This is a genomic window from Nitratireductor indicus C115, assembly GCF_000300515.1.
In the GTDB taxonomy this organism is placed as follows: domain Bacteria; phylum Pseudomonadota; class Alphaproteobacteria; order Rhizobiales; family Rhizobiaceae; genus Nitratireductor; species Nitratireductor indicus.
The window spans coordinates 64821-84233 of sequence record NZ_AMSI01000007.1 but is presented as its reverse complement, the minus strand read 5'-3'; the positions used below and the strand labels follow the sequence as shown (position 1 = coordinate 84233).

Here is a 19413-nt window from a genome sequence, read left to right as displayed (position 1 = left end):
GCATGACGACAAGGCGCGAGATCGTATTTGGACTGGGAGCCCTGGCCGGACTGATGTCCTTGCCGTCTTTGGCCCGAGCCGGTGCCGATGATCTCACGCGCATCTCCGGGCGCGCTTTCGGCACACGATGGCAGGTCACCGTTCCGGCCGATGCCGATGCCCGCAAGATTGGCGCGGATCTCCGGCACTTACTGGCCGGGATCGATCATTCGATGAGCCCGTTTCGTGCGGGTTCGGAGCTTTCGCGCTTCAACAGCCGTTCGGAAATCACACCGTTCGCAGCCTCCGAGCCGCTTCGGACGGTTGCTAGCAAGGCACTCGAGATTGCGCGATTGACCGGCGGCGCGTTCGATCCGGCCGTCGGGCCCGCTGTCCATCGTTACGGTTTCGGGCCGATCGCTGCCGGGCGGTCCGGTCGCTACACCGCTTTTGCCGTCAGTGCCGAAGGCCTCTCCAAAGCAGAGCCGGAACTTTCGCTCGATCTGTGCGGCATAGCCAAGGGCTACGCCGTCGACCGGCTTGCAGGACACCTGAGAGATCAAGGGCTGCCGAGTTTCCTGATCGAGGTGGGTGGCGAAGTCTATGGTTTCGGTGCGCGCCCTGACGGCCGTCCATGGCGCGTCGGCATTGCGGACCCGCTTCGCACCGGTGTCCACACGACGCTTCCCCTGACAGGCGTGGCGATGGCGACCTCGGGCGATGCGATCAATGCCTATGAGATCGCGGGCCGCCGCTACAGTCATACGATCGATCCCGCAACCGGAGAGCCGGTTCGCAACAGCGTCGCCTCGGTTTCCGTTCTGGCCCCGACAGCGCTGGAGGCCGACGCGTTTGCGACCGCCCTTCTGGTAATGGGTCCTGAAGGCGGCCTTGCATTCGCCTCCGCCAACCGTCTGCCCGCGCTTTATCTGCTTCGCGAGGCGGGAGGTCTTAAGGCCAGAGCCAACAGGTTGTTCATCGACCAGGGGAGGGCATAAAGCCATGCAGACCATTTTCGCCGCTGTTCTTCTGACCGGGCTTGCCATGCTCGCGCTGGCCGCCGGCCTTTTTGCCGGCCGCGCACCGCTCAAGGGATCGTGCGGCGGCGCGGCCTGCGGCGGCAAATGCCATGCTTGCGAACGATCCGAAGGAAGCGGGACATGAAACTCGACACGGTCGCCGATCATATGCGCACGGACCTGATCACGCTAACGCCGGACATGGAGATAGTACGGGCCGTGTCCGTGCTCATGCAAAACGGCGTGTCGGGTGCATGCGTCATCGACGGCGCCGGCGATCTCGTCGGCGTTCTGTCCAAACGCGATTGCCTGAAGGCCGCACTCAACGCCTCCTACTACAAACAATGGGGTGGCAGTGTCGCCGACTATATGAGCACCGAACTCGAGACGCTCGATGCGGGTATCGACATCGTCGAAGCGTGTGAGCGCTTTGTCGCAAGCTCGTACCGGCGGTTCCCCGTCACCCGCCATGGCCGACTTGTCGGCCAGATCAGCCGTACCGACGTCCTCAACGCCCTTTCACGGCAGTGGACATAACAAAGCCCCGGAAAAGAAAAGGACCGATATCATGACACGACAGCTCTCCAGAAGATTGTTTCTCGCAGGAACCAGTGCGGCAGCGTCCGCAGGTATCGTCGGGACAGCCAATGCGCAGGTGGCCTCCGGCGGCGCTGCAACCGTCTCCGTGCAGGAAGCCCTGAAACAGCGCCGCTCTACCAAGCGCTTCGGGCGTGGTGACGTTGCGCGCGAAAAGGTGCTCGAAGCACTGTGGGCGGCCAATGGTGTCAACCGCGCGGACGGTGATGGACGCACAGCGCCCGCCTGGCACGGTGCGAAGAACGTCGATATCTACGTCGCGCTGGAAGATGGCGTCAGTCTCTACGACCCCGTGGCAAACGCTCTCAACAAAGTGGCCGATACAGATATTCGCGCGGATGTCAGCCCCACGGCTTTCGTACGCAGGGCGCCCGTGGTGCTGATCTATGTCTCTGATGCCGAGAAACTTGCCGCTGCCGCCGGTGACCTGGCCAAGTCTGCGCCCGAAGAACTGGTTATCGCCGCACGCGTCAACTCAGCCATCATGGCCCAGAACGTCTATCTGTTCTGCGCTGCCGAAGGGCTCGGCACATGCCTCCTCGGTACGGTGGACCGCGAAGCTATTAAAACAGCGCTGAAGTTCCCGGATCATCTTTCGGTGACATATATCCAGCCCTTAGGCGAAATCGGCTGATCCGGAGCGTGGTCATAGAGCGGCATGCAGGCCTTGCCGCATATCCGGTGCTTCTGCAGAGACACAAGCCTTGACGGCCGCAATTCTCTGGTGCGCGCTTGGCCTCCTCGCTTTGGTCGGCGGAGCGGATATACTGGTGCGCAGCGGGTCGACGCTCGCGCGCCGGCTGAGCATATCCCCGCTCGTCATCGGGCTCACATTTGTTGCGATCGGGACAAGCACACCTGAGCTGGCGGTGGGCATCAATGCCGCGTTGACGGGAGAAGGAGGGTTGGTCGTCGGGAACATCGCCGGCACCAACACCTTCGGTCTGCTGTTCATCCTTGGACTATGTGCTATCGCTCGGCCCGTTGTTTTGGAACCGGTCTCCGTTGGGCTTGAACTCCCTGCAATGATAGCCGCCGCACTGGCGTTCTGGGTGTTTGCAGCTGATGGTTATCTGTCGAGAGCCGAGGGCCTTGTGTTCCTGCTTGGTGGTATCGGCTATATCGTCCTGGTCGTTCGAAGCGCGCGCTTAAGAAGTTCGCCACCCGACAAAGAGTTGCCAGTCCTGCCACGCCCGATGCGCGACGCTCCGCGGAGCGGATGGTTGAACGTCGCCGTCATGATTGGTGGTATTGCGGTCATCACAATAGGCGCGGATTGGCTCGTATGGGGATCCTCCGATCTTGCTCGCAGGTTGGAGGTCTCCGAAGCTCTTATCGGACTGACCATAGTTGCAATCGGCACATCGAGCCCTGAACTGATCACGACAATCGTCTCGACCGTACGCAATGAGCGCGAGATCGCGGTAGGCAATCTTTTGGGCAGCAGTGTCTATAATATTGCAGTCATTCTTGGGCTGACGATGCTGGTTCCGAGCGAAGCGATCACCGTGGAAAGAACGCTCATCGCCGTCGACATTCCTGTTATGGCTGCGGCAACTGTGCTTTGCGTTCCAGCCTTCCTCACGGGCAGAACTCTGTCGCGGGCCGAAGGGGCAGCATTTGTCGGTTGCTACATAGCTTACTTCGCCTACCTTATGCTCGCTCGGACTTAACTCTGGCGCAGGCAGGGTAATGAAACTGGACGCATCGATTTGCTCCGCGAAGGTTGTCGCTTCCGTTCGAAAAATTGACGGATACAGCGCGCAATAGGTCACCCACGAGTAGGTTATGCAGCTGTTTCGAATAGCAAGTTATGATGGCTGCCCGTCCCCGCAACCATCTTTACTTGCTCGGGCAGCAAGTAAAGATTAGATCCTGCCCCCGCAACCAAACGACATACCCCCTAAACCTCCCGGTTGGCGGTCGCTGAGGCTGCTCGTGCCTCTTGGTTAACCTATTTCCTTCCCCGCGCCGCTTCCTCGAATGCTTAGGGCCGTCTGCCACCACAACCAAGTCAACGATATTCGTGCGGGATTGACACAATTCTTGTCGAGGTCTAACTTTTTTACAAACCGATGACGGTTTCTCGCGCGGCAATGTTGCCGGCAAAAATTGCAGGCGAAAAGGCCTCCCGATGCCTCTGGAAACAGAGACGTGGGGAGGCCTTTTCTTTTGCGCTCAATAAAACTGCTGCCATGCAACGTCCCGGGAGGGCGAAGGATGGCCGCATTCAAACAAAAAAGCGAGTGAGGGGCTGATTATGAGCAAGATAAGCAATGAGGCCGAAGCCTTCGATGAGGTCGACCACGTCCTCGGCGAGGAATATGAACACGAGTCCGTTCCGCAATCGGCGAGGCGCAGCACATTCTCCGTCACCACGGTATGGATCGGCTTCCCGATGATCATCACCGGTGCCATGACAGGCTCCATCCTGGTGCTCGGCATGGGGTTCACCAATGCGCTCTGGGCGATGGTGATCGGCAATCTCATCATGTTCGCCTATGTGGGTGCGCTTGGCGTGCTGGGCACCAATCGGGGCATGAATTTCGCGCTTCTGGCGAGTGTCGTCTTCGGTCGCAAGGGGTACATGCTGGCGTCGGGACTGCTGTCGACCCTGTTGCTCGGCTGGTATGCCGTGCAGACGGGCATCACCGGTTCTCTGATCAGCACCGCTTACGACCTGAACTATGTGGCGATGACAATCATCGCGGGCCTGCTCTATATCGGCATCACCTTTGTCGGCGTGCATGGCCTGCATCTTATCGGCCTTATCTCGGTGCCGCTGTTCGTCGTGCTGGGAGGCTGGGTTGTGTTCGATGCCGCTTCCACGACCACATGGGATGCGATCTTCGCATATCCCGGAAATAACGGTGCCGCCTCAATGTCGATGGGCATCGGATTGACGGTGGTGATTGCGCTGTTCATCGACGCGGGCACGGTGAGTGCCGATTTCAACCGCTGGGCCAAGGACAAAAAGAGCTCGATCATCGCCACTTTCAGCGCTTTCCCCTTCGCCAATCTCTGCGCCATGCTGGTGGGCGGGATCATGACGGCAGCACTCGCAGTGCCGGATGCAAACCCGTTCGGTGCCGACAACATGTTCGGCTACATGAATGCCAAGCAGGCGACATTGCTCAGCGTGCTTGCCTTCCTGTTCCTGTATTGCAATCTGGGCTCCGTCTGCGCTCACTGTCTCTACAACGCGGCCACCGGCTGGTCCCGTATCCTCAACAGCCGCATGCGCGTCTTCGCCGTCGTTCTGGGCGCCATCGGTATTGCTGTTGCGGCAGGAAATGTCTGGGCCTTCTTCATTCAATGGCTGTCGCTGCTCGGCATTCTGGTGCCGCCGATCGGCGCCATCATACTGGTCGATCAATATCTTCACCGCCGCAACGCCGAAATCGACCGCGACTGGCGCCCCACGGCCTTTATCGCATGGGGCTTCGGCTCTCTGGTCGCCGTGATCGTCGAATTTTATGCGCCGCACCTTTCGACAGCGATCTCGGCAGGGCTTGCCGGCGGCATTGCCTATGCCGTGATCAACCGCATGCCCGTTGCCGCCCGCGCAAGCGCGTAGCACAAAATAACAGGAGCCATCTTCCGGTGGCTCCGCACTCTGTTCCATTCAACTGGAGGATTGCCGGCCATGGCCGACCACGAAATTTTCGATCTGGGCGATTTTACACTGCAAGGCGGAGCGACGCTGCGCGATTGCAAGCTGGCGTATAAGAGCTTCGGCAAGCTCAACGCGAAACGTGATAACGTGATCGTCTATCCCACCTGGTATTCAGGTCAGCATGTCGACAATGAATGGCTTGTGGGAAAGGGCATGGCGCTCGATCCGGACAAGTATTTCATCGTCATCCCGAACATGCTCGGCAATGGGCTGTCGTCATCCCCCTCGAATACGCCAGAGCCATACAATGCCTCGCGCTTTCCTAATGTCACGGCCTATGACAACGTTCGTGCACAGCACAAGCTGATGACGGAGAAGTTCGGCGTCAAGACCATCAAACTGGTTACGGGCTGGTCGATGGGCGCGCTGCAGACCTTCCACTGGGGGGCTATGTTCCCCGATATGGTCGAGCGCATTGCTCCATTCTGCGGTTCGGCCAAGTGCTCCCGGCATAATTTCGTCTTTCTTGAAGGCGTCAAGGCAGCACTGACTGCCGACGCAGCCTTCAAGGAGGGCTGGTATGAGAAGAAGCCGGAACGCGGTCTGCGCGCCATGGCTCGTGTCTATGCCGGCTGGGGCTTTTCGCAGAGTTTCTACCGGCAGGAGCTGGACCTCAATACGCTCGGCTATTCATCGCTCGAGGACTTCCTCGTCTCGTTCTGGGAGGGATTTTTCCTGCCGAAGGATGCCAACAATCTGCTCACCATGCTGTGGACCTGGCAGAATGGCGATATCAGCGCCAACGAGCTCTATGGTGGCGATTTCAAAAAAGCACTCGGCGCAATCAAGGCAAAGGCTTATGTTATGCCGGGACGGACGGATCTCTATTTTCCGCCCGAAGACAGCGAGATCGAAGTTGGACATATGCCGAACGCGACCTTGATCCCGATTGAATCCGTCTGGGGACACTTCGCCGGTGGCCCGGGCACCAGCCCGGTCGATGTGGCGTTTCTGGATGAAAAGCTCAAAGAGCTTCTGGCGAGCGATGCATAAAAAAACAACGCGTCGTTCGTGATGACAGGCCGCGCCGGGGAACGTGCGGCCGGGAAAAATGGGAGAGTGTGATTGATGCGTTCAAACAACACTTCCGAACCTTGGCGTGTCGGGATTCTCTTTTCGCGCACGGGCTTCATGGCCGTGATCGAGGAAACCCAACTCCGGGGAACGCTGACTGCCATAGATGAAATCAACGACAAGGGTGGCATCAATGGCCGCCCGGTCGAACCGATCGTCTACGACCCAGGTTCGGATTCGAAGGCCTACGGCCTTTACGCCAAGAAACTCATGGTCGAGGATGGCGTGAGCACCATTTTCGGCTGCTACACCTCGTCGAGCCGCAAGGCCGTTCTGCCGGTGGTCGAACGGCTGGACGGCCTGTTATGGTACCCGACCCTTTATGAGGGCTTCGAATTCTCGTCGAATGTCATCTATACGGGCGCGACGCCGAACCAGAACAGCGTGCAGCTCTGCCGCACGCTCATGGAACTTTACGGCACGCGCTTTTATTTCGTCGGCTCCGACTACATCTACCCGCGTGAATCCAATCGCATCATGCGCGAACTGATCCGTCATTCGGGCGGTAGCGTGGTGGGCGAGCGCTACGTGAAATTCGGTGCCGACCGCAGCGCCTTCGTGCCGATCATGCGCGACATCCAGCAGGTTCAGCCCGATGTGATCTTCTCGACCGTGGTTGGCGAAGCGACGGTCTTTCTCTACCAGGCCTATGCGGATATGGGGCTCGATCCGAAAGTGACCCCCATCGCCAGCCTCACGACTTCGGAGGCGGAGGTTCGTGCCATGGGTTTCGATGTGGGGGAAGGGCACCTCACCGCCGCTCCGTATTTTCAGGGCGTCGGCAATGACAGCAACACCACCTTCGTCAACCGCTACAAGAAGCGCTATGGCGACGATGAGCCGACCAATATGTGTCTCGAGGCGTCCTACTTTCAGGTCAACGTCTTTGCCAAGACGCTGGAAAAAACCAACTCGATGGAAACCAACCTCATGCGCGACAGCGTCATGGGATCGGAATTCGATGCGCCGCAAGGCGGCGTGTCGATCAATCCCATCTGGGGACATGCGGATCTGTGGACCCGCATCGGTCGCGCCAATCGGCAAGGCCAGTTCGACATCGTCTATGAATCCCCGACGAGTGTGAAGGCCGATCCCTATCTGATCGGGTATGGACGATGCCTCGAATACAGCTGAATGATAGTCCGGGGATCATCGGACCACGCGAAAACGCTCTAGGTGAGACGCACAAAATGGCAAGATACGATCACGCTGCAGGCAAGCGTGGCCCATCGCACAAGACTGCGGCCAGCGCGGGCCAATCGAATATCCAGGCTCAGCAGAAGGCGTTCTGGGATCTCGACGTCGCCATCATAGCCAGGCGCGACGACGAGGGAGAACGGCTGATGCGTGAATTGCAGCGCCTGCGCTGCAATGTGCGGCATATCTGGCCGATGCCGCCGCAAATCCCAGTGCAGTTCGATCTTGTCTTCTGCACACTGACCGAGGACCTGCCGCAACGCATTCCCTGGATTCCGGGCGAACCCGAGGCGGCATTGGTGGTGATCGATTGCGGTACCGGAGAGCTCGACTTGCAGCTCATTCACAATTGCGCAGCGCATGGCGTGTTGCATTATCCCGCCACGCCGCGCACCACGCAAACTTGCGTTGCTTTGGCCCGTGGTCATTTCCTCTACGAAAAGCGGCTACGTGGCCGGATCGACAAGCTCGACGAAAACCTGCGCACCATGCGCAGCGTCGAAAGAGCGAAGTCCCTGCTCATCCGCATGAAGGATGTTACGGAGGAGGAGGCCTACAACTATCTGCGGCGGCAAGCGATGGAGCGGCGAGTCACTATTGGCGCCGTGGCCAATGCGATTATTGACTCACACGAACTTCTTAGCTAGCTTTTCAGTGTCATTCGCGGCAACGGTGCCGCGCACATACGGGTAATGGAACCCCACGGATTTCGCGCAGGCGGGACGTGGGGTTTTTTATTGTCCGAACCACAGTGAAGGTGCTTGCGGCAGGGACGCCGCAACGAACAATCAGAGGCGACGAAGCCCCGAAACGAGCTGCCGAGAGGCAGCAGCGTTTCGGGGCTTTTATATTTTCAGGGAGCAACAAAGGTGACAACCAATCGGCGTAAGTTTCTTCAAGGCACGGCGGCGTTGGGCGCGGCCTCCCTCGGCGGCTTTCCCCATATCTGGTCGAAAAATGGCATGCTGGCGCGTGCCGCCAACGGCCAGATCAAGGTCGGTGTCCTGTTTTCGCTGACCGGCACGACAGCCATCATCGAGGAATCGCTCAACAAGGCGACGATCATGGCGATCGAGGAGATCAATGCGGCCGGCGGCATCAACGGCATGGAGATCGTCCCGGTCGTGGAAGATCCGGCATCCGACCCGGCAACCTTCGCCGAAAAGGCACGCAAGCTGGTGCTGTCCGACAAATGCGTTTCCGTCTTCGGCTCCTACACTTCGGCCAGCCGCAAGGCGGTTCTTCCCGTCTTCGAGAAGCAGAACAATCTCTACTGGTATCCGACCCTCTATGAAGGACGTGAGTGCTCGAAGAACGTCATCTACACCGGTGCGGTGCCCAATCAGCAGCAGGACGATTTTGTGCCGTGGCTGCTGGAGAACTTCGGCAAGCGCTGGTACCTGATCGGTTCCAACTACATCTATCCGAAGGAAGAGAACAACTACTGCAAGAAGCTCCTGGCAGAGCTCGGCGGAGAGGTGGTTGCCGAGGAATATGTGCCGCTCGGCCATTCGGAGTTCTCTTCCGTCATCAACAAGCTCAAGGCTGAAAAGCCGGATGTGATCTTCTCGACGGTGGTGGGCGATTCAGTCGTTGCGCTTCACCGGCAGTACCACGCCGCAGGGCTCGATCCCGAAACCATGCCGATGGCGAGCTTGACGACATCGGAGAACGAGGTTGCCGCCATGGGCGGAGCGGCTGCCGCAGGCCATTTCACATCCGCACCGTATTTCATGGTTTGGGATTCGCCCGAAAATCAGAAGTTCGTCGAGGCCTACCGCTCTCGCTGGGGCGGCGACAAGGTCACGCATTTCGTCTCCGAGCCATCCTATTTCCAGATCTATCTGTTCAAGCAGGCGGTGGAGAAGCTTGCGGCCAGCGACATCGATCCCAACACCATCCGCGAGGCGGTCAAGGGTGAGCAATTCCAGGCGCCGCAAGGGCTCGTCAAGGTCGAGCCGGAAAACCTGCACACATGGCTGCGCCCGAAGATCGGCCGCTGCAAGTCTGACGGTCAGTTCGAGATACTGAAGCAGTCGGCCGACTGGCTGGAGCCTGATCCCTACAAGGCATATTCCAACCAGAGCTGCACCGCCGAAGGCTTGAAGGAAGTCTGACGCGCAGCGCCCGAGAGGCGATGGCGCCCGGGCGCCATCGCCTGCCCGTTCACGCTTTTCGAAAGCAGGCAGATGGAACTTGTCGTATCGCAGCTTCTGACCGGCCTCAGCATAGCCTCGATCCTGATGCTCGTGGCGCTTGGTCTCGCCGTCATCTATGGCGTCACCGGCGTCATCAATCTCGCGCATGGCGAATTTGTCATGCTCGGCGCTTACTGCGCCTGGTTCCTGCAGACGGAATTCGGGCTAGGCCTTATCGCCAGCCTCGTTCCGATCTTCATCGTCCTGGCGCTGTTCGGCTGGATTATCGAGGCGTTGGTCATCCGGCATCTCTACAACCGACCACTCGATACAATCCTCGCGACATGGGGCATCGGCGTCATGGCGCAACAGGCGGTGCGGCTGATGGCTGGCGGCGAACTGCGTTACGTGGAGATGCCGGCAGCACTCAGCAGCAGCGTCAATATCTTCGGCGCAACGGAATCGGCCTACCGCCTGTTCATTCTCGGCCTGGCGCTCAGCCTCTTCGCGCTGACCTGGTATATCTATCGCCACACCGCCTTCGGCCTGAAGCTGCGCGCCATCACGCAGAACCGCGACATCGCCTCGAGCTTCGGCATCAATTCGGGCCGTGTCTACCGGGCGACCTTTGCCTATGGCGCAGGCATTGCAGGTCTTGCCGGAGCCCTGGTTTCGCCGCTCAAGAGCGTGTCGCCGGAAATGGGTACGACCTATGTGGTCGACGCTTTCATGGTGGTGGTGCTCGGTGGGACGCAGAGCCTGTTTGGCACCGTAGCGAGTTCCGGCATCCTCGGCGAGCTTTCGGGCTTCCTGGCATTCCACAGCAACGACACCATCGCCAAGGCTTTGGTGCTGCTCGCCATCGTCATCCTCATCCGTTTCCGCCCGCAAGGCCTGTTCGCCGCGCGTGTGCGCACGTGAACGGCTCCGGACAGAAGGACCAAACCGCATCATGAACCTGACCGGCAAATCCGCCCAACAAACCTTGCTCTACGGCGCGTTCTGCGTTGCCATCCTGCTGGTACCGCTGTTTCTCGACGACGCCTTCCTGCTCAACAAATATTCCCGCTATCTGGTGTTTGCCATGCTGGCCGTCGCGCTCAGCCTGTCCTGGGGTTATGCGGGAATCCTCAATCTGGGGCAGGCGACGACGTTCGGCCTTGGCTCCTATTGCATGGCCATGGCGCTGAAGCTCGGCACCGTGCCGGTACACACCGGCAGCGACGGGCTTCCCGACTTCATGGTCTGGAACAATGTTACCGAACTGCCCTGGTTCTGGGCGCCGTTCCACTCGATGGCCTTTGCCTTGATGGCGGGCATTCTGGTGCCGGCGGCCTTCGCCGCCCTGCTCGGCTGGTTCATGTTCCGTGGCCGCATTACCGGCGTCTACGCGGCGATCATCACGCTTGCGGCCATGGTTGTGGTCAATCTGGTGATCATCGATCAGCAGCGCTTCACCGGCGGCTTCAATGGCATCACGGATCTCGCTCAGTTCGAAGTCGCGGGCCTTGCCTTCGATGCCTATTCTTCCTCGACCTATTACCTGGTGGCGTTCTGTCTATCGGCAGTGCTCCTCCTGTCCCTTGCGATCACTCGCAGCAAGACTGGCATGATCCTGCAGGCGATCCGCGACCAGGAGGACCGGGTGCGCTTCTTCGGCTATGACGTGGCGCTCTACAAGATCTTCGTCTTCGCGGTTTCGGCGGGCATCGCCGGGCTGGCGGGCATGCTCTACACCATCGTGATGGAATTCGCTTCGCCGACCTTCCTCGGCGTGCCGCTCAGCCTGTCGGTGGTGATCTGGGTGGCCGTCGGAGGCCGGCAAAGCCTGCTCGGCGCAGCAATCGGCGCGCTGATCGTCACCGGTGTGCAGGGCGCACTGTCGGAATCCGAAACCTTCCTCGAAAGCTGGATGCTGATCATGGGCGGCCTGTTCGTGCTCGTCGTCCTGTTTCTGCCGAAGGGCATTGCCGGTGCGTTCGAGATGCTGGCGGCACTCTTTCTACGACGGTCCGCCGCCAAGGTGCCGTCCGTATCCCAACCGGCTGGCGAGGCCATCACCCACGGGGAGGGCGCATCGTGAACAGCGAGAGCAACAGTCAGCTGGCATTGTGTGATGTCAGCGTTTCGTTCGGCGGCTTCGTCGCCGTTTCCGGGCTCGACCTTGCAGTCGACAGGGGCGAGCTGCGCTGCCTGATCGGCCCGAATGGTGCGGGCAAGACCACGGCGCTCGACCTCATCTGCGGCAAGACCCGGGTATCGGGCGGTGAAATCCGCTTCGAGGGCAGGCCGATCCACGAACTGAAGGAATATGAGATCGCCCGTGCCGGCATCGGGCGCAAATTCCAGGTGCCGAGCGTTTTCCGCGAGCTGACGGTGCGCGAGAACCTGCAGATCGGCAGATCGCACCACACCGGTGTGTTCGCCAATCTTGTCCGCTTCGGCGGCAGCACGGACGACAACGAGGTCGAGCGCCTGGCAGAGCTGGTCGGCTTGAGCGATGCGCTCGAGATGGCTGCTGCCCATCTGTCTCACGGGCAAACGCAATGGCTGGAGATCGCCTTGATCCTCGCGCAGGACCCGGCGCTGATCCTGATGGACGAACCAACCGCCGGCATGACCGGACAGGAGACCCACAAGACGGCGGAGCTGTTCAACCGGCTGCGCGGCCAGCACACGCTGATCGTGGTCGAGCACGACATGGGGTTCGTGCGCGACATCGCCGAGACGATTTCGGTGATGCATCAGGGCAAGCTTCTGGCGGAGGGAACGCTGGATGAGGTGTCCAGCGACCAGAGGGTGCGTGAGGCTTATCTGGGGTCGGGAGGGATCGGCCATGCTTGAGCTTGCCAATCTCGACGGCTTTTATGGCCGCAGCCGGGCGCTGCAATCGGTTTCGCTTTCGGTTGATACGGGCGATTTCTTCAGCATTCTGGGGCGCAACGGCGTCGGCAAGACAACGCTGCTGCGCACCGTTCTCGGCCTGATGAGCCGCACAACCGGTTCGGTCCGGCTCGATGGCCGCGAGTTGATCGGCCTGCCCACCCATGAGCGCGCGTGTGCCGGGCTTGGTTATGTGCCGCAGGGCCGCGGCATCCTGCCTGCCTTTACTGTGCGCGAAAACCTCATGGTGGGCACTTTCGCCGCGCAATCGGCCCATGGCGACATCGCGGAATGGGTGCTTGAGCTCTTTCCCATTCTCAAGGAGTTCATCAACAGGCGCGGGGGCAATCTGTCGGGCGGTCAGCAACAGCAACTGGCGATCGCCAGGGCGCTGCTTTCGCAGCCGAAGATATTGCTGCTCGATGAGCCGACGGAGGGCATCCAGCCGAACATCGTCGAGCAGATCGAACAGGTGCTGATCGATCTCAATCGCGACAAGGGACTGACCATCGTCCTTGTGGAGCAGAACCTCAAATTCGCCCGCCGCGCATCGAACCGCTTCGCGATCCTCAACAGGGGCAGCGTCGCGGTCGACGGGAAGATTGCGGGCCTCACCGACGACCTCATCCACGAACACCTCGTCGTCTGAACGACGCGGCGGAAATCCAACAGGAGGAAATGAAAAAATGTATCACGGCGATATTTCGAGCAGCAAGGACACGGTCGGCGTCGCGGTCGTCAACTACAAGATGCCTCGGTTGCATACACGTCAGGAGGTGCTGGCGAACGCCCGCAACATCGCGGACATGATCCAGGGGATGAAAATCGGCCTGCCGGGCATGGATCTGGTCATCTTCCCGGAATACTCGACGCACGGGATCATGTATGATTCCAAGGAAATGTATGAAACCGCCTCGCAGGTGCCGGGCGAAGAGACGGCGATTTTCGCCGAGGCTTGCAAGAAGGCCAATGTCTGGGGGGTGTTCTCGCTGACCGGCGAACGCCACGAGGAACATCCCAACAAAGCGCCCTACAACACGCTCATCCTGATGAACAACAAGGGTGAGATCGTGCAGAAATACCGCAAGATCATGCCCTGGGTGCCGATCGAAGGCTGGTATCCGGGCGATTGCACCTATGTCACGGAGGGGCCGAAGGGGCTGAAAATCAGCCTGATCATCTGCGATGACGGCAATTATCCGGAAATCTGGCGCGATTGCGCCATGCGTGGTGCAGAGCTCATAATTCGCTGCCAGGGCTACATGTATCCGGCCAAGGAGCAGCAGATCCTGATCTCCAAGTCGATGGCCTGGGCCAACAACAGCTATGTGGCAGTGGCCAACGCTTCCGGTTTCGACGGTGTCTATTCCTATTTCGGCCATTCGTCGATCATCGGTTTCGACGGTCGTACGCTGGGCGAGTGCGGAACCGAGGAGAACGGCATCCAGTATGCACAGCTCTCCGTCTCGGCCATCCGCGACGCGCGCAAGAACATGCAGTCGCAGAACCACCTCTTCAAGCTGCTGCATCGGGGCTACACCGGCATGATCAACTCCGGCGACGGCGACCGGGGTGTGGCCGCATGCCCGTATAATTTCTACGCCAACTGGGTCAACGATCCCGAAGGGACGCGGGAGATGGTCGAGGCCATGACGCGCACCAGCGTGGGAACCGAGGAATGCCCGATCGATGGCATTCCCAGCAATGGCTCCGGGCACCGCTGAGGCGCATTGGACAACCCGTGCCCGCGCGGAACGCGCGGGCATCCTCCCGGACGCCGCAGCGCCTTTTCAGGAGGCGTTGCGGCGGAACCCCGAAAGGACGACTGACGCATGACTTCCATGTCCGGTGCCGGAGCCATCGCCGCGCAAACAGATCACCTGGCAGATCATCTGGCAGATCATCTGGCTGAATTCCGTATCGCCAGCGAACCGTATTACCGCCCGGTCGGGCAGGAGGTCGAGCTCTTCGACGCCGCCTATCAGGCGCGCATGCCGATCATGCTCAAGGGGCCGACCGGATGCGGCAAGACGCGCTTTGTCGAGCATATGGCCTGGCGGCTCGGGCGCCCGCTGATCACCGTGTCTTGCCACGAGGATATGACCGCCTCCGATCTCGTGGGCCGCTACCTGCTCGATGCCGAGGGCACGGTGTGGCACGACGGCCCGCTGACGCTGGCCGTGCGGCTGGGCGCCATCTGCTATCTCGACGAGATCGTCGAGGCGCGCCAGGATACCACGGTGGTCATCCATTCGCTGACGGATGACCGGCGCATCCTTCCCCTTGAGAAGAAGAACGAGGTTCTGCCGGCCCATCCCGATTTCCAGGTCGTCATTTCCTACAATCCCGGCTACCAGAGCGTGCTGAAGGATTTGAAGGAATCCACCAAACAGCGTTTCGGGGCCATCGCCTTTTCCTATCCCGAACCAGCCATCGAGGCGGAGATCGTCGCCCGAGAGGCGGGAATAGAGCGAGGTACCGCCGACATGCTGGTGCGCATCGCCCAGCGCTCGCGCAATCTCAAAGGACATGGGCTCGATGAGGGGGCCTCGACGCGTATGCTGATCAATGCAGGCCTGCTCATAGCCAAAGGCATTGCGCCGGCGCAGGCCTGCCAGGTTGCGATGGTTTTGCCGATTACGGACGATCCGGAACTGCGCGATGCATTGACGGCGGCAATCGCCGCCTGCTTGTGAGCCCGTCAACGATGGATATCGGCCACCGTGTCCGCAGTGCTGATGACGAGGCGGTCTCCATGAAGGAGGCGCGCGCCTTTCCGGGCGAATGGTGCAGTGCGTGGCAGACGGCGCGCGAGCGTATAGAACAGGCAGGTTACGGTCGTGCGGTGAGCTACGCCTATCGCCGGCATGGCGTCGATCTCGCCCTGCAGGCTTCTCCGCAGTCCGCGTTGCGTCTTGGCCGCTGCGTATCGGAACTGGCCATACGTGCAGGCCGCCGCGCAGCTGCGCGCGTGCCTGAAGCAGCGCTTGCCGCAGCCGTGCGATTTTCCCTACCGGACGATCTGGCACGGTGGTTCGAGCAGGTGGAGCTGACGGCACGGCAGGCGCCGGAATCTGTCCTTGCCCTTCTCGACGGTACGAGCCAGCTTCTGGCGGTGCTTGATGGAGCGGGCTTCGAGGCGTTCATACGCATGGGGCTGGCGGCCGGGCGAGGGAAGCCCGAGCGGCGCCTTGCCTTTTTTCGCCGAGAGGACGATGAGGCGCGGCACTTCCTGGACCGGGAAGCCGGCATGACCGATTTCCTGGCGCTGGAAGGGAGGTTGAAAGCCTATTTCACAGCTCTCTGGGGCCTGCGGCCTGCCATTCGCGAGGTGCCGCGGGATGCTCCTGACCATCTGCGGCGCCGGGTAGGCTTCGGTGGCGGGGTCATTCGCGTGCCGCCGGCTTTCGCCGGCTTCGCTGCCGAGGAGAGTCGCAATCTCTATCTTGCGGCCATGGCGCATGTCGGTGCGCATCACCGTTTTACGACGAAGCCGTTTCCGCTTGGCAAGCTGAAGCCTCTTCAGGTGGCGATGATTTCGCTGATCGAGGATGCGCGTGTCGAACGATTGGCCATGGCGCAGATGCCGGGGCTGGCTGCGCTGTGGCGTCCATTTCATGTGGCCCGGCCCGGAGGCGCGGGTATCGCGGTGAGCCTGATGGCGCGTCTGGCGCGCGCGTTGATCGATAGCGGGTACGAGGACCCCGACGGCTGGGTGGTAAAGGGCCGTCGATTGTTCGATGAGGCTTTTGCTGTCGACCCGCAGGATCAGGAGTTCAGTCGCCATATCGGCGGCCTTCTGGGCAATGATCTCGGCCAGATGCGCCTGCAGTTCGATGCGAAGTCCTATGTGGTGCAACCTGCCTATCGCGACGACAATCTGGGTCTGTGGGATTTTGCCGATCAGGAAGAGCAGGCGGCCTTCGAAATGGAGCAGACGGTCGAGACGGCGCGCATCGAGACGGAGGAGCGCGACGAGGGGGAGGCGGATCGCCAGGAACCCGACCCCGAGCAGCAGGAGGAGCTGAACCGCCTGTCGTTGCGCGCGGCGGAGGACGACGGTGTTCTCGCGGCGCGTTATCCCGAGTTCGACCATGTGACGGGACGCGAGCGACCCGAATGGTGCGCCCTGCGCGAATATGCGCCGAAGGCGGTGGCACCCATGGCGATCACGCGGATGCTCGAAAAGCGCGCCGACCTGACCGAACGGCTGAAAGCGCTGATCAGCGCTTCACGTATCAGCCGACAGGAGCACGTGCGGCGGCAGACCGATGGCGAGTTCCTCGATCTCGACGCCTGCATCGAGGCCGCCATTACACGGCGCATGGGCGAGGCACCGGACCCGCGCGTGCATGGCCGCTATGAGAGGCGTAGCCGCGATCTCTCCGTGCACCTCCTGATCGACGTGTCGCATTCGACCGGCGATGCGGTGGCCGGCGCGGCGGGCTCGGTGCTCGATGTGGAGCGCCTCGCGGCCGCCCTTATGGCGCAGGCCATGGACGGTCTGGGAGATCCCTTCGCCATTGCGGCCTTCTGTTCTGATACGCGCGAGGACGTGCGTTATCTGCGGGTCAAGGATTTCGCCAGGCCGTATGACAATGCGGCGCGGGCACGGCTTGCGGGACTGCAGAGCGGTTTGTCGACACGGCTGGGTGCGGCTATCCGACATGCGGGTGCCGATCTCGCACGCCAACAGACCTATCGCCGCCTGCTGCTCCTCATAACGGATGGCGAACCCTCGGATGTCGATGTGGACGATGGCGATTATCTAGTCGAGGATGCGCGGGCTGCCGTGCATTCTCTGAACCGGACCGGCATCGATGTCTTCTGCATCGCGCTCGATTCCGATGCGGAATCCTATGCCGAACGGATATTCGGCCGGCGCAATGTGGTGGCATTTAGCAACATTGAGCGGTTGCCGGAAAAACTGCCGGCGTTGTATCTGCGCCTTATTGCATAGGGCATTCGGCCTTGCCGATTACAATGCCCTCATTTGTGAGGGCGTTCATGAAATCCTCGATGCGCCACAGGTCATCAATGTGGCGAACGCCTCGTTCCTGCCGCTCGGGGATTTTGAGTGCGACTTCTGCGGCCATCAGCGCCGTGATCTCCGCTTCAGCATGGCCTTCGAGATAGGCGCGTCTCGTCTCTTCCCCTGCTCGGGCTTCCACCAGCACGGTCCAGCGTCAGCCCTGTCGTCAGCGAAGGCTCTGTCTTGCCGGAAATTTCGCCTTCGGAGCGTCGTTCGTCTTTTTTGGCGCACGACGCTCCGTCTTTCTTCTGCATTTATGCAGGTGTTCTCGCTACCACAGGATATCGACCTCATCGAAGAGCCGATACTGTACCGCGCGCGGTTTGGCGGCTTCTTCCGGTGAGGCGGGAACGAAGGAAGATTTGCCGCCCTTCAGTTCAGCCGGCAGGGCCATGACGCGGATGAAGGTGTTTCCGGCCTGGCTGATGTTGGAGCCCACCACCCATTCCTTGCCTGTTTCGAACCAGGCTTCGCCGGCTCTGATCCGCTTCGTGAAATCGCCGACTTCGGCCATCAGCAGTCCCTTGCTCAGGCGGCGTATGCCCGGGCCCCGGTGACCGTGACGCGGGGTCGCCGCACCGGGAGAGGAACTGACGCCATCCGCCCGCAGGAAAAACGGGCCGTCGCCTTCCAGAGCAATTCCCGCGGCAAGTTCGATTTGCGCAACGGACGTGGGCAGGAAGGGGACTTCCGGGCGCGTCATCTCGAACAGCCAGCCGCCGCCGCGCAGCATGGTTTCCGGAGGCAGGAAATGACCGTCGCCTGGGGCAATCTTCCGGGTGCCCTCCTTTGCGATGAACTCCAGTTCCGTGTTGTCGGCATATGCGAAGCGCAGACCTTTGGTCTCCGGCATGTACCCTTCCGCACTCGAGAAGTCATAGGCGGTCAGGCGGAAAGCACGTGCGGTCATGATTGGGAACTCCCGGCCAGAAGGGCGCGACCCAGGATGCTGTGCGGGTCCTTGAAGGGGGTGATGATGTCGAAATGCCCGTATTCGGGGAGAATGTGGACTTCTGCGGTTATGCCGCTTCGGTGAAGATGGTGGGCGTAACGATAGGTCTGATCGATCCAGTGCCAGGGCTCGAGCCCCCCGGCAAAAAGGGAAACCCGGCATCTGGCATGGAGCGGCCGTTTCTCGACATTGTGCCGCTCGATAATCCCAGGTGTCAGGCGCAGTTGCTCGTTCACGCTGGTCAGCATGGCCGGGGCCGGGTCGTAAATCCCGCTGACGGCGACAGCACCCTTGATGAAGGAAGCGTCGATACCTCTGGCCTGCCAGTCCGCAGCCAGTGCTTCCGCCACAAGATGCGCCCCTGCCGAATGCCCCGAGATCGTCACGTCGTTGGGATTGCCGCCGTAGTCGGCGATATTCCGGTGAACCCATTCAAGGGCGGAAAGTGCTGAATTCGCAACGCCATCAAGTGTGGAGGCGGGGCATAATTCATAGTTTGCAATAACTGTTGTTATGCCTTGTTCGACAAGCATTCCCGCGATGTACGCGAAATTCTCCTTGTCCTGCGAACGCCAATACCCCCCATGGTAGAACAAGTGAACAGGAGCAATTCGGTCCGAATTGGCCGGATATATGTCCAGTTTGTGCAGGGGATGGTCGCCATAGGCTATGTCTCGATGCTGAACCAGACTTTCCAGTGCGGCCTTGTTGGCCGGTTCACGATCTACCCGGGAGGCGGCAAAGTCAGGAAAGGCCTTTTGCGGATTGTACTGGAATTCAAGTTCGTCCGGCGTAAGATCGGCCCAGATGGGATTGCGGTCTGGCATTGGCCCCTGTTTCCTCCGGTTGATTTGACGGGCCCCGAG

20 protein-coding genes are annotated in these 19413 nt (G+C 60.5%); 17 read left to right on the top strand and 3 right to left on the bottom strand.

Annotated features, from left to right (window positions below; all coding sequences use genetic code 11):
• The first annotated feature begins 2 nt into the window (after nucleotides 1-2).
• The 17 genes from NA8A_RS11645 (at nucleotide 3) to NA8A_RS11570 (ending at nucleotide 17523) form a co-directional block, all read left to right on the top strand.
• Nucleotides 3-977: an FAD:protein FMN transferase gene (locus NA8A_RS11645; protein ID WP_009450481.1), complete on the top strand. Its 975-nt coding sequence runs from the start codon at nucleotides 3-5 to the stop codon at nucleotides 975-977.
• A 4-nt stretch (nucleotides 978-981) separates the two neighbouring features.
• The gene (locus NA8A_RS25260; protein WP_167495040.1) at nucleotides 982-1143 is read left to right on the top strand and encodes a hypothetical protein; all 162 of its coding nucleotides are present in this window, start codon (nucleotides 982-984) and stop codon (nucleotides 1141-1143) included.
• On the top strand, nucleotides 1140-1535 hold the full coding sequence (locus NA8A_RS11640) for a CBS domain-containing protein (protein ID WP_009450480.1): 396 nt from the start codon (nucleotides 1140-1142) through the stop codon (nucleotides 1533-1535). Before NA8A_RS25260 ends, NA8A_RS11640 begins: the two co-directional genes overlap by 4 nt.
• 31 nt (nucleotides 1536-1566) lie before the next feature.
• The gene (locus tag NA8A_RS11635; protein WP_009450479.1) at nucleotides 1567-2229 is read left to right on the top strand and encodes a nitroreductase family protein; all 663 of its coding nucleotides are present in this window, start codon (nucleotides 1567-1569) and stop codon (nucleotides 2227-2229) included.
• A 70-nt stretch (nucleotides 2230-2299) separates the two neighbouring features.
• The gene (locus tag NA8A_RS11630) at nucleotides 2300-3268 is read left to right on the top strand and encodes a calcium/sodium antiporter (protein WP_009450478.1); all 969 of its coding nucleotides are present in this window, start codon (nucleotides 2300-2302) and stop codon (nucleotides 3266-3268) included.
• 587 nt (nucleotides 3269-3855) lie between these two features.
• Nucleotides 3856-5172, top strand: a complete 1317-nt coding sequence (locus NA8A_RS11625) for a purine-cytosine permease family protein (RefSeq protein ID WP_009450477.1) — start codon at nucleotides 3856-3858, stop codon at nucleotides 5170-5172.
• 69 nt (nucleotides 5173-5241) lie between these two features.
• Entirely contained in the window at nucleotides 5242-6264 is a 1023-nt protein-coding gene (locus NA8A_RS11620) for an alpha/beta fold hydrolase (RefSeq protein ID WP_009450476.1), read from the top strand.
• Nucleotides 6265-6339: 75 nt separating this feature from the next.
• Complete coding sequence (locus NA8A_RS11615) at nucleotides 6340-7479, top strand: transporter substrate-binding domain-containing protein (protein WP_009450475.1); 1140 nt, start codon at nucleotides 6340-6342, stop codon at nucleotides 7477-7479.
• Nucleotides 7480-7535: 56 nt separating this feature from the next.
• A complete protein-coding gene (locus NA8A_RS11610; protein ID WP_009450474.1) occupies nucleotides 7536-8189 on the top strand; it encodes an ANTAR domain-containing response regulator in 654 nt (217 codons plus the stop codon).
• Nucleotides 8190-8411: 222 nt separating this feature from the next.
• Nucleotides 8412-9659 (top strand): transporter substrate-binding domain-containing protein, encoded by a 1248-nt coding sequence (locus tag NA8A_RS11605; protein ID WP_009450473.1) that lies wholly within the window; start codon nucleotides 8412-8414, stop codon nucleotides 9657-9659.
• A 72-nt stretch (nucleotides 9660-9731) separates the two neighbouring features.
• On the top strand, nucleotides 9732-10601 hold the full coding sequence (gene urtB / locus NA8A_RS11600) for an urea ABC transporter permease subunit UrtB (protein ID WP_009450472.1): 870 nt from the start codon (nucleotides 9732-9734) through the stop codon (nucleotides 10599-10601).
• 31 nt (nucleotides 10602-10632) lie between these two features.
• A complete protein-coding gene (gene urtC, locus NA8A_RS11595; RefSeq protein WP_009450471.1) occupies nucleotides 10633-11763 on the top strand; it encodes an urea ABC transporter permease subunit UrtC in 1131 nt (376 codons plus the stop codon).
• Complete coding sequence (gene urtD / locus NA8A_RS11590; protein WP_009450470.1) at nucleotides 11760-12524, top strand: urea ABC transporter ATP-binding protein UrtD; 765 nt, start codon at nucleotides 11760-11762, stop codon at nucleotides 12522-12524. The genes urtC and urtD overlap by 4 nt, the downstream gene beginning before the upstream one ends.
• The gene (gene urtE, locus NA8A_RS11585; RefSeq protein WP_009450469.1) at nucleotides 12517-13212 is read left to right on the top strand and encodes an urea ABC transporter ATP-binding subunit UrtE; all 696 of its coding nucleotides are present in this window, start codon (nucleotides 12517-12519) and stop codon (nucleotides 13210-13212) included. Before urtD ends, urtE begins: the two co-directional genes overlap by 8 nt.
• 37 nt (nucleotides 13213-13249) lie before the next feature.
• Entirely contained in the window at nucleotides 13250-14287 is a 1038-nt protein-coding gene (locus NA8A_RS11580; protein WP_009450468.1) for an aliphatic amidase, read from the top strand.
• A 108-nt stretch (nucleotides 14288-14395) separates the two neighbouring features.
• On the top strand, nucleotides 14396-15259 hold the full coding sequence (locus NA8A_RS11575) for a CbbQ/NirQ/NorQ/GpvN family protein (RefSeq protein ID WP_009450467.1): 864 nt from the start codon (nucleotides 14396-14398) through the stop codon (nucleotides 15257-15259).
• Nucleotides 15260-15270: 11 nt separating this feature from the next.
• A complete protein-coding gene (locus NA8A_RS11570) occupies nucleotides 15271-17523 on the top strand; it encodes a nitric oxide reductase activation protein NorD (RefSeq protein ID WP_009450466.1) in 2253 nt (750 codons plus the stop codon).
• On the opposite strand, the gene NA8A_RS11565 is transcribed toward NA8A_RS11570, so the two are convergent.
• The 3 genes from NA8A_RS11565 to NA8A_RS11555 form a co-directional block, all read right to left on the bottom strand.
• Entirely contained in the window at nucleotides 17513-17734 is a 222-nt protein-coding gene (locus NA8A_RS11565; RefSeq protein ID WP_009450465.1) for a hypothetical protein, read from the bottom strand. The two genes, NA8A_RS11570 and NA8A_RS11565, sit on opposite strands and share 11 nt — an antisense overlap.
• 132 nt (nucleotides 17735-17866) lie before the next feature.
• Nucleotides 17867-18505: a cupin domain-containing protein gene (locus NA8A_RS11560; RefSeq protein WP_009450464.1), complete on the bottom strand. Its 639-nt coding sequence runs from the start codon at nucleotides 18503-18505 to the stop codon at nucleotides 17867-17869.
• Entirely contained in the window at nucleotides 18502-19374 is an 873-nt protein-coding gene (locus NA8A_RS11555; protein ID WP_009450463.1) for an alpha/beta hydrolase, read from the bottom strand. Before NA8A_RS11555 ends, NA8A_RS11560 begins: the two co-directional genes overlap by 4 nt.
• Between the last annotated feature and the right edge of the window lie 39 nt (nucleotides 19375-19413).

Excerpts from the sequence above, each read along its gene's own strand:
- NA8A_RS11645 (WP_009450481.1), top strand. The coding sequence starts at position 3 with ATGACGACAAGGCGCGAGATCGTATTTGGACTGGGAGCCCTGGCCGGA.
- NA8A_RS25260 (WP_167495040.1), top strand. The coding sequence starts at position 982 with ATGCAGACCATTTTCGCCGCTGTTCTTCTGACCGGGCTTGCCATGCTC.
- NA8A_RS11640 (WP_009450480.1), top strand. The coding sequence starts at position 1,140 with ATGAAACTCGACACGGTCGCCGATCATATGCGCACGGACCTGATCACG.
- NA8A_RS11635 (WP_009450479.1), top strand. The coding sequence starts at position 1,567 with ATGACACGACAGCTCTCCAGAAGATTGTTTCTCGCAGGAACCAGTGCG.
- NA8A_RS11625 (WP_009450477.1), top strand. The coding sequence starts at position 3,856 with ATGAGCAAGATAAGCAATGAGGCCGAAGCCTTCGATGAGGTCGACCAC.
- NA8A_RS11620 (WP_009450476.1), top strand. The coding sequence starts at position 5,242 with ATGGCCGACCACGAAATTTTCGATCTGGGCGATTTTACACTGCAAGGC.
- NA8A_RS11615 (WP_009450475.1), top strand. The coding sequence starts at position 6,340 with ATGCGTTCAAACAACACTTCCGAACCTTGGCGTGTCGGGATTCTCTTT.
- NA8A_RS11610 (WP_009450474.1), top strand. The coding sequence starts at position 7,536 with ATGGCAAGATACGATCACGCTGCAGGCAAGCGTGGCCCATCGCACAAG.
- urtB (WP_009450472.1), top strand. The coding sequence starts at position 9,732 with ATGGAACTTGTCGTATCGCAGCTTCTGACCGGCCTCAGCATAGCCTCG.
- urtC (WP_009450471.1), top strand. The coding sequence starts at position 10,633 with ATGAACCTGACCGGCAAATCCGCCCAACAAACCTTGCTCTACGGCGCG.
- urtE (WP_009450469.1), top strand. The coding sequence starts at position 12,517 with ATGCTTGAGCTTGCCAATCTCGACGGCTTTTATGGCCGCAGCCGGGCG.
- NA8A_RS11580 (WP_009450468.1), top strand. The coding sequence starts at position 13,250 with ATGTATCACGGCGATATTTCGAGCAGCAAGGACACGGTCGGCGTCGCG.
- NA8A_RS11575 (WP_009450467.1), top strand. The coding sequence starts at position 14,396 with ATGACTTCCATGTCCGGTGCCGGAGCCATCGCCGCGCAAACAGATCAC.
- NA8A_RS11570 (WP_009450466.1), top strand. The coding sequence starts at position 15,271 with ATGGATATCGGCCACCGTGTCCGCAGTGCTGATGACGAGGCGGTCTCC.
- NA8A_RS11560 (WP_009450464.1), bottom strand. The coding sequence starts at position 18,505 with ATGACCGCACGTGCTTTCCGCCTGACCGCCTATGACTTCTCGAGTGCG.
- NA8A_RS11555 (WP_009450463.1), bottom strand. The coding sequence starts at position 19,374 with ATGCCAGACCGCAATCCCATCTGGGCCGATCTTACGCCGGACGAACTT.